The sequence below is a fragment of the Propionibacterium sp. genome (assembly GCF_047719395.1).
Classification (GTDB): Bacteria; Actinomycetota; Actinomycetes; order Propionibacteriales; family Propionibacteriaceae; genus Propionibacterium.
Map to the genome: position 1 here is coordinate 82,234 of NZ_JBDNTB010000001.1, position 12,865 is coordinate 95,098.

Sequence of the window (12,865 nt, forward strand, 5' to 3'; positions counted from 1 at the left end):
ACCATCGGGTTCAATGCCCTGTCGAGCCCACCCGGCTGGTGATGTCAGCCACCAGGGCCTTCATCACCGGATCCTGCCCACCGTTGGGGCAACTGATGTAGGTGCGCTTGATGGCACCGGAAGCGATCACCAGGCGTGAACCGTCGGGCGTGAGGGCGACCTTCGTGACATGCGCCCAGGAACCCTTCTTGTCCATGCCCGGGCCGTGTACCCGAAATCCCTGCTCGGTCAGGTCGACATAGATCGCGTGGTGGACCATCGAGTAGGCCACCATGGCGAGCACCACGATTCCGGCGGCGAGCACGATCGCGGCGAGCACGACCACGATGACAGACCACGAGGAGAAGATCCCAGCTATCAGCACGACGAGACCCACCACGGTGCACAAGCCACCGAGCAGAGCCGCCCGGCGCGGCGGACGAGGACGCAGGCTGTAGCTGTTCATGTCTTCCCTCCATGGCACACAGCGGCGAGGGTGGGATTCGAACCCACGGAGCTTTCACTCGGCCGCTTTCAAGGCGGCTGCACTCGTCCACTATGCGACCTCGCCAACGCCCGAGGGCGCGCACTCATGGTAGCCGAAGTGCACAGGTGGCAGGCTTTACGCATGCGTGCGATCACAGTGACTGAACCAGGTAGCTCCGACAAGCTGGAACTGTCCACCGTGCCCACCCCCGAACCGGGACCCGGCGAGGTGCAGGTGAAGATGCAGGCGGCCGGGGTGAATCGTGGTGATGTGCTGCAGCGGCAAGGGCACTATCCGCCGCCCGCCGGGATCACCGACATCATGGGCATGGAGGCCCTGGGCGTCATCTCCGCGCTCGGCGAGGGCGTCACCGGCCACGCCATCGGGGAGCAGACGCTGGCACTGTTGGGCGGCGGCGGCTACGGCGAATACTTCGTGGTGCCGCAGGGCCAACTCATCACCCTGCCGGAAGGCATCGACCCGCTGGTCGCCGCAGGGCTGGTGGAGGTTGCCGCCACAGTCGTGTCCAATTTCGACCGGGTCAAGCTGGGCGAGGGCCAAACCGTGCTCATCCATGGTGGCGCGGGAGGCATCGGCACCTTCGCCATCCAGTACGCAAAGGCCATCGGCGCCCGGGTGCTGGTCACCGCGGGATCGGCGCACAAGCTCGAATACTGCCGTGAATTGGGCGCCGATGAGGCTTTCGACTACCACGAGGACTGGCAGTCTGCGGTCATGGTGACCACTCGGGACCGCGGCGTCGATGTCATCCTCGACATCATCGGTGCAAAATACCTCGAGATGAATGTCGAATCCCTGGCCGCCGACGGCCGGATGGTCATCATCGGCATGCAGAAGGGCGTGCGCGGCACCCTCAACATCGGCGAACTGCTCAACCGCCGCGGCACCATCACCGCGACGAGTCTGCGTGGACGCCCGCTCGCCCAGAAGGAGCGGATCTGCCGCCGGGTGGAGGAAGTGGTGTGGCCGCTGGTCAGCTCGGGGCAGATCGCGCCCGGCAAGCAGACCCGGATTCCACTCGCCGAGGCAGCTCGCGCCCACGATCTGCTGGAGTCGGGTGACAACATTGGCAAGATCATCCTGGTGAACTCGCAGTGATCACCCGCCTGGCTCGGCGGGGCCAGGCGGAGCAATCGAGGCCGTGGCGGCACACGAGTTCCAGCGACCAGAGTGCGGCCCGAGCGAGGGTGACCTGTCCGGGGCCGAACCGGCCCGGGAGCAGCCGGTACCTCCGGCGCGGCGAGGCGCCGGGGAGCCGTCCGCCGAGCTCCGGAAGATGACCGCAGCTGAGCATCCCGGTGACACACTGATGGCCAGCTTTTTGGGCATATTTATTCCACTGTCGGCATAGATGTCAGAGCATTTGCGCTGGACCAGGCACGACGCAACGAATAACCCTCGGGTGATGAAGGCATAACTTTCAGGTTATGCTTGCCCACGTGAGCAAAGTTCTGACATCTCTTCCGATCGGCGAACGGATCGGTATCGCATTCAGCGGTGGCCTGGACACCAGCTGCGCGGTGGCGTGGATGCGGGAGAAGGGCGCGGTCCCCTGCACCTATACCGCCGACATCGGCCAGTACGACGATCCCGACATCGACTCGGTTCCCGATCGTGCCGCGCAGTACGGCGCCGAGATCAGCCGGCTGGTGGACTGCAAGGAATCCCTCGTCGAAGAGGGCCTGTCCGCCCTGGCCTGCGGCGCCTTCCATGTGCAGAGCGCCGGGCGCGCCTATTTCAACACCACTCCGATCGGGCGTGCAGTCACCGGAACCTTGCTGGTGCGCGCCATGCAGGATGACGATGTCTCCATCTGGGGCGACGGCTCCACCTACAAGGGCAATGACATCGAGCGCTTCTACCGCTACGGCCTGATGGCCAATCCGGCGCTGCGCATCTACAAGCCCTGGCTGGACGAGGACTTCGTCTCCGAGCTGGGCGGCCGCGATGAGATGAGCGTCTGGTTGCACAACCACGACCTGCCCTACCGCGATGTGAAGGAGAAGGCCTACTCCACCGACGCCAACATCTGGGGCGCCACGCACGAGGCCAAGACCCTGGAGCAGCTCGACGTCGGCCTCGAGTCCGTGGAACCAATCATGGGTGTGCGCTTCTGGGATCCCTCGGTGGCCATCGAACCTGAGGTCGTCAAGATCGCCTTCGAGCAGGGTCGTCCCGTCTCGATCAACGGCGAGCGCTTCGACTCAGCCGTCGAACTGGTGAAGAACGCCAATGAGATCGGCGGGCGCCACGGTCTGGGCATGAGCGATCAGATCGAGAACCGCATCATCGAGGCCAAGAGCCGCGGCATCTACGAGGCGCCTGGCATGGCTCTGCTGTTCATCGCCTACGAACGACTGGTGAATGCGATCCACAACGAGGACACCATCATCAACTACCGCAACGAGGGCATGCGGCTGGGCCGTCTGCTCTACGAGGGCCGCTGGCTGGACCCGCAGTCGCTGATGATCCGCGAGTCGATCCAGCGCTGGGTGGCCTCTGTGGTCACCGGCGAGGTGACGCTGAGGCTGCGCCGCGGCGAGGACTACTCGATCCTCGACACCACCGGCCCGGCGTTCAGCTATCACCCGGAGCGGCTGTCCATGGAGCGTGTCGAGGACGCCGCCTTCGGCCCGCTCGACCGTATCGGCCAGCTCACCATGCGCAATCTGGACATCTCCGATTCCCGCGCCCGGCTGGAGCAGTACGCCTCCCAGGGCCAGCTCGCCGGTGGTGAGGCCGCCAAGCTGGTTGGCCGGCTCGAGGCCGGCAAGTCCGAGGAGATCGCCGACAACCCCAAGCTCGCGGGCTCCCGGCCCAGCACGCCGCTGGACAGCGCGGCAATGGAGACCGGTACCGACTGATCACCACCGGGATGGACTGCACTTTTGCTGTCCACACGCGCAAGGATTGCAGTCCATCCTGATCAGGGGACGATCCAGAGCCGGACTCTGCGGGCCACCACGACCACGATCACCAACTCCCCCGGCTCGCCGATGGCCCTGCTGGCTGATCATGTGCTCTGCACGGCGGCGCAGGAAGACGCAGGAAACGGTGCGGCGCGTCCGACTCCCGATGTATTGGTACTGGGCTCATTTGACGCAGGGCACCCCGCCGCCGGACATCTCCGTGAGCTGGGTCGGCTGCGGCCCTGTGCTTCCGCCAGCAGTCGCCTGGACGATGGATGGCTCGGCATCGGCGGGCGAGGCCGATGTATCCGGTGAACTGTCCTCCTCCGTGGCTGAGGAACTGCTATCCGAGGACGACGAACCTGTCTGCACGCCGGTGGGAGCAGCGCTGGAAGCAGCTGCCGATGCGGCGTGCGGGTGAAGCAGATCCTGGACAGTCGCCCTGATGGTGGCCGGGTCCACCACATTGATCGATTCACCGCCGGAGTCGGTGCCGAAGCTTTGGATGGGCAGCGTGTAGAAATGCATCGATGATCCGTCCAGCGACCCCGCCACGGAGGTGAGCGCGGTCACTCCCAACCCGGAATCGATCACCGTGTTCTGCTGGGCCACCTTGACCAGAGAATTCAGCTTGCCCGGGTTGGCGAAGAAATTCGTCTGCTTGAGCTTGGTGAACAGCGAGGCGATGAAGGCCTGCTGGCGCCGCGACCGGTCGAGATCTGTGAACTCCAGATCCGGATTGTTGGTATCGCGTCGCTGCCGGACGAATGCCACGGCCTGGTTCGCATCGATCTGCTGGACTCCTGCCTTGAAGTCAGCACCCGAATAGCTGTCGACCGTGTCCTGCTTCACACAGACGGTGATGGGCTGCACGACCTGGGCGATCTGCAGGAAGGACACCATCGTCACCTCGACGAAGTGATCGATGTGCACTCCGAGGAACTGCTCGACGGTGGACACCTCCTCGGCACGCCCCGCGTCACGGCTCTGCTGGTAGGCGGCCGCGTCGGTCTTGCCCTGGGCCGCCAGCTGCTTGGACTCCTGATCGGCGGCCAGCCCATAGGCCTGCTTGATCTTGCCCTTGCACTGGCCGTCGGGACAGCCTGGAAGGTCGACATAGTCGTCGCGCGGAATCGCAATGACCGTGGCCGCGGAACCGTCCGCCGGAACATGCACATACATCAGCACATTGGAGTTCAACCCGCCGTCATCGGCATCACCGGCGTGCAACGCGTTGTAGATGTCTGCTGGCAGCGCATTGCCGTTCACGTCGACCCGCGAATCAAGGCCCATGATGAGCAGGTCGAGCTGTTTCGAATCCACAGCGACGCCGATCGCGGAGGACCGCTTGATGCCATTGTTCGCCCGCCACACGAAGACGCCGACGGCAGCCACGCCGGCGACCAGCAGCATCGCCAGGATCAGCGCGACGAGGGCGACGATCCGGCGCCGGCGATGGTTCGGACGATCAGCATGTGCTGGGCGCGAATCCGGGAGCTGGGCCGACAGCTCCTCGTTCGCTGCCCTGCGCGCGCGGCCGAGATCCGGTTCATCGCTCATCGTGGCGTCCTCTGCTTGTCCTCCGCTGGCTTCGTGCTGGCGTGCGGGCAAGTCTCTCCTGATCAGCTGTGTCTTCCTGTGCCCAGGCTGTGCGGCCTGGCAAGGGCTTGGGGCTGGCCTAGGGTGGGCACATGAGCAGTGCGCACATGCAGGCCGGGCACATCGGGGTGGACCGGCTCAGCGACATGTTGGCGGATGCCAGCCGGGTCGTCTTCTTCGGTGGCGCGGGGGTGTCCACCGAGAGCGGCATTCCCGACTTCCGCTCAGCCGGCGGTCTCTACACGCTGCACGCCGGGGGCGCTCGCCCGCCGGAGTACATGCTCTCGCACTCCTGCTGGCGCGATCACCCCGCTGATTTCTATGCCTTCTACCGGGAGAACATGCTCTACCCGCAGGCTGAGCCCAATGGCGCCCACACGGCGCTGGCCAGACTGGAGGATGCCGGAACGCTGCGGGCCGTGGTGACGCAGAACATCGACGGTCTGCACCAGCGCGCCGGTTCACGCACAGTCCACGAGCTGCACGGCAGCGTGCTGCGCAACCGCTGCGTGCTGTGCGGCGCCCAGTACCCGATGGAGACGATCCTCACTTCCACCGGAATCCCCCGCTGTGAGGCGGACGGCGGGATCATCAAGCCCGATGTGGTGCTCTACGAGGAGGGCCTTGACCCGGACGTGATGGATGCGGCTGTGCGAGACATCTCCTCTGCCGATGTCTTGGTCGTCGGGGGGACGTCGCTGAACGTCTATCCGGCTGCTGGTTTGCTCGACTATTTCCGGGGCCAGCACCTGGTCCTCATCAACAAGTCGGCCACCCCCGCCGATCACCGCGCGGAGCTGGTGATCCACGAGGCGATCGGGGAGGTTCTCACCCAGGCTGTCGACGTGGCCCTCAGCTGAGGGCCACTGGGCGATGGCGCTGTCGAGACGGCTGTCCAAGAGCAGGTGGGTGATCTTCTAGCCCAGTACGGCGAGCGCGGCGTCGTAGTCGGGTTCCTCGCTGATCTCCGGGGCGAACTCCGCGTACAGCACCTTGCCCTTCTCGTCCACGACGACCACGGAGCGGGCGAAGAGGCCCTCCAGCGGGCCGTCCGACATGCGTACGCCGTAGTCCTTGGCGAAAGCGTGGGAGCGGAAGGCCGAGCCCGTGATCACATTCTCGATCCCCTCGGTGGTGCAGAAGCGGTTGGCAGCAAACGGCAGGTCCTTCGAGATGCACACCACCGTGGTGTTGTCCAGGTCAGCGGCCAGCTCATTGAACTTGCGGACGCTGCGAGCGCAGGTGGAGGTGTCAAGGCTCGGGAAGATGTTGAGAACGACGCGCTGCCCGCCGAAGGAGCTGAGACTCACGTCATCGAGATCGACGCCGACCAGAGTGAAGTCGGGCGCCTGCGAGCCGACGGGGGGCAGCTCGCCTGAGGTGTGAACCGGGTTTCCCTTGAACGCAGTAGTAGCCATGTCTCATGGTTACGCCGTGACCAGGCTCCCGGACAACCATTCGGCGCGAGGCGTAGTGCGGAATATCCCCAGACGGGACGAGGGTGTCAGACCGACCCCGTAGCCTCGTTACATGAGTTACCCCGCGAGTTACCCCACGCCTCCTGCTCGCCAGGCCAACGGGCTGGCACGGGGTGCCGCCATTGCAGCACTCGTCTACTTCGGCATCATCTTCGTGGCCTTGGCCGCTGTCATCGTATTCGGCGGCTCGATACTGGCCTCCATAGTGCGTGACCTGAGCGAGTACGAGGACCAATCCATCTCGTCGGGAACGCTGATCGGCGTGCTGATGGTGGCTCTCGTATTCATCTTCGCGTTCCCCATCGGCATCTCCGTGTGGATGCTGGTCGGAGCCCGGCGCAATCGCCCTGGACATGTGCTCGCCCCGCTCATCATCTTCTCGTTCTTCACGCTGATCGGGCTTCTCGGCTCTGTCGGCGGTGGTTCCGGAAATTCTGGGAGCGGCCTGCTGGCAGCGAATCTTCCCTGGTACGCCATTCTCGTGGTCGGCTGGGTCGGCTGGGCGCGCATGAACAAAGCCGGTGAACAGCGATCCGGCTACGGAAATCAGGCAGCCGCAGGCGGTTATGCGGGGAGCGGCCTCATGGGCTACCCACCCCCCGGCGGGGGTGGCTGGCCCTATCCGCCAGGCACCCAGAATCCTGGCTACCCCAACGGGCAACACCCCTATGGCCAGGGTCCCAGCCGCCAGGACCCTCATCGCCACGCACAGCAGCCAGTCCAGTCCAACGCCGGCCGACCCGGTGGCGAATACGGTTCCCCGGCCGACCGCGGCGCACGGTACGAGCAAGCTGAGCCGACACGCCGGCTGCCGCCGCCGGAGGCCTGGCCACCGCCCCAGGACAACTGGTCCGGCTCCGAACCCGCTTCCCGGCAGCCCACGTCATCGCAGGATCATCCGGAATCGGGCCGATCCTCATGGGCGGGCGATTACTCCCGGACCGACTCGTCCCAGAGCTGGCAGGATCAGTCCCCTCAGCCGTGGGATGCCTCTGAACCGCTGGATCATCGCTCGCCATCAGCAGATGAACCCACAAGGGTGCAGAGATCGCCGTGGGCCCGTCCAGACCATGACGGCCCCTCGGGGCCACCGCCTGCACACCGTTGATCGCGGGCGTCCACGTGGCACCGGCCTCCCCCACTGGAGTTGGCCCAGACGTCACGTGCTATTTACACACAGCTGGCAGTCTTGAGCACATGACGACATGGTTTCCCCAGCTGACCGCGCTCGACATCGACGGGACACTGGTGGACCATCGAGGCGTCACATCGCCCCGGGTGGTGTCCGCCGTGAATCGATTGATCGAAGCGGGCAGCACCGTGGTGATCGCCACCGGAAGGGCATTCCTCGACGTCAAGCCGATCGTCAGGCAACTGATGCTGCCGCCGGGCCCGATGGTGGCGTCCAATGGCGCGGTCGTGATCGATGCACCGCCGATGGAGATCACCCGCAAGGTCACCTTCGACCCAGCAGACGTCATCCACCGGGTTCACGAGCTGGCACCCACCGCATGCATCGCCGTGGAGGACATCGGCAAGGGCTTTCGGCTCAACAAGCTCTTCCCACGCGACGAACTGCACGGCCGGATGAGCCTGGAATCGATCGACACGCTGTGCGCATCACCGGTGACGCGTGTCATCGTCCGCGATCCCAATTCCCAGGAGCAGGACTTCCTGCGACTGGCCGACCAGATCGGCATGCATGGTGTGAGCTACGCAGTGGGCTGGTCCGCCTGGCTCGACATCGCCCCCAAAGGTGTCAACAAGGCAACCGGACTCGCCTTCGTTGCCGACGAGATGGGTGTCGATGCCAAGGACGTGCTTGCCGTTGGGGATGGCCGCAACGACCTGGAGATGCTGCGTTGGGCAGGTCGCGGCGTGGCCATGGGGGATGCCTCATGGGAGGTGAAGGAGGCGGCCGACGACGTGACCGCGAACTTCGAGGACGATGGCGCCGCACTCGAGCTCGAGCGCTGGTCCTGCTTCGCGCGCCGCGAACAGCGCGAACTGCGCACCGCCTGACACGGCGTACGAGAGCGACTTGGCACGGGAGGCACTGCCGATTCGGGCGACAGTGCTCCCGCAGGAGACGCGCGCCGCAAAACAGACCCTGATTTGCCCCCGGCTAGGACACCGAGCCTCCAGTTGCCTACCATGGACAGGAGGTTTCCCCGCGCATGGACGGCGCAACAACCCACCATGCACACATAGAAATAAAGGAAGGCAGAGATGCCAGCAGACAAGAATGCGCCTGCGCAGATCATTGAGAGCATCGGCGGTCCCGGGAACATCGCCCACATGACTCATTGCGCAACCAGACTCAGGTTTGAATTGCACGACAGCTCCGGGATCGACCAGGCAAAGGTCGAGGCCATTCCTGGTGTGATGGGCGCGGTTCCCCAGGCGGGTAACCGCTATCAGGTGGTCATCGGCGGGGCCGTCGAAAGTGTCTACAACGACATTCTCGAACTGCCTGAGATGAAGGGCGTTGGCGGTGCAGGCGATTCCGCAGCCGACGTCAAGGCCGCTGCACGAGCTCAGGGGCCCCGCGGCAAGTTCCACATTCTGGACAGCTTCTTCGAGTTCCTGTCCGATTCCTTCCGTCCCATCCTGGGCGCCCTGCTCGGCGCGTCGCTGTTCATCACCTTCATGGCGCTCATGGGTACGCTCGGCGTCATCCCGAACTGGGCTGATCCGCGCGTCCAGCTGCCTCCCACGTGGGCCTTCATCAACCTCACCTGGCAGGGCGTGTTCTACTTCCTTCCGCTGATGGTGGCCTACAACGCCACCAAGAAGCTGCGTGCCGATCCTTGGGTCGGCTTCGCCGTGATGGGCGTTCTCCTGCTGCCCGCATTCAGCGCCCTGAAGAGCTCGGCCACTGCAATGACGCTGGCCGGCCAGCAGATCGAAGTACTGCATGTGTTCGGTGGCCACCTGCCGCTGACCATCTTCAATTACGGCCAGCAGGTGTTCCCGCCGCTGTTGATGGCCGCTGTGCTGGCTCCGGTGTACCGGGGCCTGAAGAAGATCATCCCCGAGAGTGTCCAGCTGATCTTCGTGCCCTTCCTCACCCTGCTCATCATGATCCCGCTCACCGCCTTCATCATCGGGCCGATCGGTGTCTATGCAGGTGCTGGACTGAGCGGTCTGCTCAAGAGCATCAATGACTTCTCGCCGTTCATCTTCGCGATCGTGATTCCGCTGCTGTATCCCTTCATGGTGCCGCTGGGTCTGCACTGGCCCATCAACGCAGTGATGCTGCTCAACATCCAGAACCTCGGATACGACTTCATCCAGGGCCCGATGGGCGCATGGAACTTCGCCTGCTTCGGCGCCACTGCTGCTGTGCTGGTTCTCTCTGTCCGGCATAAGGAGGACGAGATGCGGCAGACCGCACTGGGCGCCTTGTTCGCCGGCCTGTTCGGCGGCATCTCCGAACCGAGCCTGTATGGAATCCATCTACGGTTCAAGAGGATCTATCCGTCCATGCTGGTCGGCTGTTTCGCGGGCGGTCTCGTGCAAGGCATCGGCGGTGGCGTGGTCACCCATGCCTTCGTGTTCACCTCGCTGCTCACCATCCCGGCCTTCAGCAATATCCCGCTGTATGCGCTCTCGGTTGCCGTGGCCTTCGCGACGGCGATGGTCCTGGTGCTCATCCGTGACTTCCGTACCGCAGAGGATCGCGCCGACATCACCCGTATCCGCGAGGAGAACGAGGCTGACATCAACGCCGAGTTGACCGGTCATGCCGATGTCGATGCAGACGTGACGGCCACTGATCGTGGTACTGCGACCCCGCCGGTGAAGACCGCTCTGCAGCCCGGTGCTGTCAGCGAGATCGTCGCGCCGCTGGCCGGCACGGTGATGCCGCTGAGCCAGGTCCCCGATCCGGTGTTCAGCAAGGGCACGGTCGGCCTGGGTGTGGGCATCGATCCCACCGGCGACACGGTCACCTCACCCGGCGACGGCAAGGTCATCGTCGCCCAGTCCACCGGTCATGCCTTCGGCATACGCTTGGACAACGGCATCGAGGTGCTCGTCCATGTCGGTATCGACACGGTCAATCTCGAGGGCAAGGGCTTCGATGTCCACGTCAAGCGGGGTGACCATGTGAAGGCGGGTCAGCCGTTGGTCACCTTCGACCGCTCCGTTATCGAGTCGGCCGGGTACTCGATGGTCACTCCCGTGCTCGTCACCAACCACCGCAAGTTCGCCTCCGTTGAGCCGATCGTCAGCAGTGGCGAGGTGAAGCCCGGCGACCTGCTGCTGAGGACGACGGCCAAGGTTCCTGCTACTACTCCGGCTCCGGAGCCAGCTGCCTGAGCATCGTCTGAACGCTGGGACTGGGGGTCGGGATCTTTCCCGGCCCCCAGTTCTGCGTCCGGGCCCGATCGCATCTGCACCGGGAAGGACGTGTCGATCCGGATGAACCGCGTGCGCTGATTCAGCCTTCTTGACCCACCGGATGGAAGACTTCGGTGCCGCCCATGTAGCCCCGCAGCACCTCGGGAACCACCACTGAGCCGTCGGCCTGCTGGTAGTTCTCCAGGATCATCAGGATCATTCGGCTCATCGCGCACAGCGTGCCGTTGAGGGTGGCCAGCGGGCGCACCTGCTTGCCCTCGCGCAGCCTGATGTTCAGCCGCCGGGCCTGGAACTCGGTGCAGTTCGAGGTGGACGTGATCTCGCGGTACCTGCCCTGCGAGGGCACCCATCCGTAGCAGTCGTACTTGCGAGCGGCCGACAGCCCAAGGTCGCCCGAGGCCACATCGAGCACCTCGAAGGGGATGCCCAGGGCCGTGATGAATTCCTTCTCGTGGGCGAGCAGGCGCTGGTGCTCCTCCACCGCATCCTCGGGACGGCAGTAGACGAACATCTCGAACTTGTCGAACCAGTGCACCCGGAAGATCCCGCGGGTGTCCTTGCCATAGCTGCCGGCCTCGCGCCGGTATGCGGGGCTGAACCCTGCCAGTCGCAGCGGCAGATCAGCGGCATCGATGATCTCGTCGCTGTGGTAGGCCGCGAGCGGCACCTCGGCCGTTCCCACCAGATATTGATTGTCACGCTCCAGGTAGTAGACGTCCTCGGCGGCCTGCCCGAGGAAGCCGGTGCCCTCCATGGCGGCAGGATTCACCAGCGCGGGCGGGATGACCGGGGTCAGCCCCCACCCCATCGCCTTGTGAAGGGCGAATTGGATGAGCGCGAATTCCAGCAGCGCTCCGGGTCCGGTGAGGAAGTAGAAGCGGCTTCCGGAGACCTTCGCACCGCGCTCCATGTCGATCGCGCCCAGGCCCTCGCCGATCTCGAGATGGTCCCTGACCTTGAACCCCTCGGCATCGAAGTCGCGGGGGGTGCCGACGGTGTCGATGACGTAGAGGTCGTCCTCACCGCCGGTGGGCACGTCCTCGAAGACGATGTTCCCGAAACGCTTGAACACCTCGGTGCATGCCGCATCAGCCTCGTCGGCGGCTGCCTGCAGCTGCTTGACCTGTGCCGACAGCTCCTTGGTGCGGGCCAGCAGCGCACCGCGTTCCTCACCGGATGCCCTGGAGATCTTCGCGCCCAGGGACTTCTGCTCGGCGCGGGCCGTCTCGAAGCTGTTGATGGCCGTCCGGCGCGCCTCATCTGCTGCCAGTGCCTCGTCCACGAGCTCCACGGACTCACCACGGGCCTGCTGAGAACGCCTGACACGGTCCGGATCGGTACGCAACAGCTTGGGGTCGATCATGGGCCTTAGGTTACCGTCACCCTCGCCGTGGCCAGGACGCCCCGGCCTGGCGCAGTTCTCCGCCCGATCCACCAGGCAATCCGGATCCAGCATGCGCTGGATCGTGCTGCGAGAATGTCCCTCATGACAACCCGGCCGCTCAGCCGCTTCAATGCGCGGTTCGCCGTCTGGTTCGCCGTCGCATTCGTGGTGTGGACGCCGCTTGCACTGCACACCGGGTTGTTCGCCGGTATCGACGCCACCAGCAATGTTCCGCGGCTGGCCCCGGAATCAGCCGCCGCCCAGATCGTTTCCGCCGTCGTGCTGGTGACCCACCCGATCGTCATCTGCGCGGCCCTGGTCATCCTCGGATTGTGGGCCTTGCGCCGCAGGCTGCGTCACCTCGGATATGCCGTGGTACTCGCCGGGCTGTTGAGTTGGCTCGCCGCGGAGCTGCTGAAGGTGCTGATCCGGCGCCCCTTACCGCCGTCGCCGCTGTCCTACGCGATCTCCTACCACGGCTACGCCTATCCGAGCAGTCACATGGCCGTTGCCACTGCAGCCGTGGGGGGGGGGGGGGGGGGGGGCCCCCCCCCCCCCCCCCCCCCCCCCCCGGGGGGGGGGGGGGCCGGGGGGGGGGGGGGGGGGGGGGGGCGGGGGGGGGGGGGGGGGGGGGGGGGGGGGG

The 12,865-nt window shown here is 65.2% G+C and carries 11 protein-coding genes and 1 tRNA gene; 7 read left to right on the forward strand and 5 right to left on the reverse strand.

What is annotated here, in order from left to right; all coding sequences use genetic code 11:
• Positions 1–10 precede the first annotated feature (10 nt).
• A complete protein-coding gene (locus tag ABF648_RS00395; protein ID WP_415630308.1) occupies positions 11–445 on the reverse strand; it encodes a hypothetical protein in 435 nt (144 codons plus the stop codon).
• Positions 446–467: 22 nt separating this feature from the next.
• Positions 468–550 (reverse strand) — tRNA-Ser (locus ABF648_RS00400).
• A gap of 57 nt (positions 551–607) precedes the next feature.
• On the opposite strand from ABF648_RS00400, the gene ABF648_RS00405 reads away from it, so the two are divergent.
• A complete protein-coding gene (locus tag ABF648_RS00405; protein ID WP_415630309.1) occupies positions 608–1,585 on the forward strand; it encodes an NAD(P)H-quinone oxidoreductase in 978 nt (325 codons plus the stop codon).
• A 341-nt stretch (positions 1,586–1,926) separates the two neighbouring features.
• The gene (argG, locus tag ABF648_RS00410; protein ID WP_415630310.1) at positions 1,927–3,351 is read left to right on the forward strand and encodes an argininosuccinate synthase; all 1,425 of its coding nucleotides are present in this window, start codon (positions 1,927–1,929) and stop codon (positions 3,349–3,351) included.
• A gap of 228 nt (positions 3,352–3,579) precedes the next feature.
• On the opposite strand, the gene ABF648_RS00415 is transcribed toward argG, so the two are convergent.
• Positions 3,580–4,956: an LCP family protein gene (locus ABF648_RS00415; protein WP_415630311.1), complete on the reverse strand. Its 1,377-nt coding sequence runs from the start codon at positions 4,954–4,956 to the stop codon at positions 3,580–3,582.
• A 131-nt stretch (positions 4,957–5,087) separates the two neighbouring features.
• Here ABF648_RS00415 and ABF648_RS00420 point away from each other — a divergent pair, with 131 nt between their 5' ends.
• On the forward strand, positions 5,088–5,855 hold the full coding sequence (locus tag ABF648_RS00420) for an NAD-dependent protein deacylase (protein ID WP_415630312.1): 768 nt from the start codon (positions 5,088–5,090) through the stop codon (positions 5,853–5,855).
• A 57-nt stretch (positions 5,856–5,912) separates the two neighbouring features.
• Here ABF648_RS00420 and tpx read toward each other — a convergent pair whose 3' ends face one another.
• Positions 5,913–6,413, reverse strand: a complete 501-nt coding sequence (gene tpx, locus ABF648_RS00425) for a thiol peroxidase (protein WP_415630313.1) — start codon at positions 6,411–6,413, stop codon at positions 5,913–5,915.
• Positions 6,414–6,525: 112 nt separating this feature from the next.
• Here tpx and ABF648_RS00430 point away from each other — a divergent pair, with 112 nt between their 5' ends.
• From ABF648_RS00430 to ABF648_RS00440, 3 genes are all read left to right on the forward strand, one after another.
• Entirely contained in the window at positions 6,526–7,581 is a 1,056-nt protein-coding gene (locus ABF648_RS00430; RefSeq protein WP_415630314.1) for a hypothetical protein, read from the forward strand.
• 110 nt (positions 7,582–7,691) lie between these two features.
• Positions 7,692–8,495, forward strand: a complete 804-nt coding sequence (locus ABF648_RS00435) for an HAD family hydrolase (RefSeq protein ID WP_415630320.1) — start codon at positions 7,692–7,694, stop codon at positions 8,493–8,495.
• 207 nt (positions 8,496–8,702) lie between these two features.
• On the forward strand, positions 8,703–10,796 hold the full coding sequence (locus ABF648_RS00440; protein WP_415630315.1) for a glucose PTS transporter subunit IIA: 2,094 nt from the start codon (positions 8,703–8,705) through the stop codon (positions 10,794–10,796).
• A gap of 121 nt (positions 10,797–10,917) precedes the next feature.
• On the opposite strand, the gene serS is transcribed toward ABF648_RS00440, so the two are convergent.
• Positions 10,918–12,201, reverse strand: coding sequence for a serine--tRNA ligase (gene serS, locus ABF648_RS00445; protein ID WP_415630316.1), 1,284 nt, complete (start codon positions 12,199–12,201; stop codon positions 10,918–10,920).
• 123 nt (positions 12,202–12,324) lie between these two features.
• Between serS and ABF648_RS00450 the strand changes: the two genes are divergently transcribed.
• A partial coding sequence (locus tag ABF648_RS00450) for a hypothetical protein (RefSeq protein WP_415630317.1) occupies positions 12,325–12,865 on the forward strand: 541 nt, incomplete at its 3' end.

Excerpts from the sequence above, each read along its gene's own strand:
- ABF648_RS00395 (WP_415630308.1), bottom strand. The coding sequence starts at position 445 with ATGAACAGCTACAGCCTGCGTCCTCGTCCGCCGCGCCGGGCGGCTCTG.
- ABF648_RS00405 (WP_415630309.1), top strand. The coding sequence starts at position 608 with ATGCGTGCGATCACAGTGACTGAACCAGGTAGCTCCGACAAGCTGGAA.
- ABF648_RS00415 (WP_415630311.1), bottom strand. The coding sequence starts at position 4,956 with ATGAGCGATGAACCGGATCTCGGCCGCGCGCGCAGGGCAGCGAACGAG.
- ABF648_RS00420 (WP_415630312.1), top strand. The coding sequence starts at position 5,088 with ATGAGCAGTGCGCACATGCAGGCCGGGCACATCGGGGTGGACCGGCTC.
- tpx (WP_415630313.1), bottom strand. The coding sequence starts at position 6,413 with ATGGCTACTACTGCGTTCAAGGGAAACCCGGTTCACACCTCAGGCGAG.
- ABF648_RS00430 (WP_415630314.1), top strand. The coding sequence starts at position 6,526 with ATGAGTTACCCCGCGAGTTACCCCACGCCTCCTGCTCGCCAGGCCAAC.
- ABF648_RS00440 (WP_415630315.1), top strand. The coding sequence starts at position 8,703 with ATGCCAGCAGACAAGAATGCGCCTGCGCAGATCATTGAGAGCATCGGC.
- serS (WP_415630316.1), bottom strand. The coding sequence starts at position 12,201 with ATGATCGACCCCAAGCTGTTGCGTACCGATCCGGACCGTGTCAGGCGT.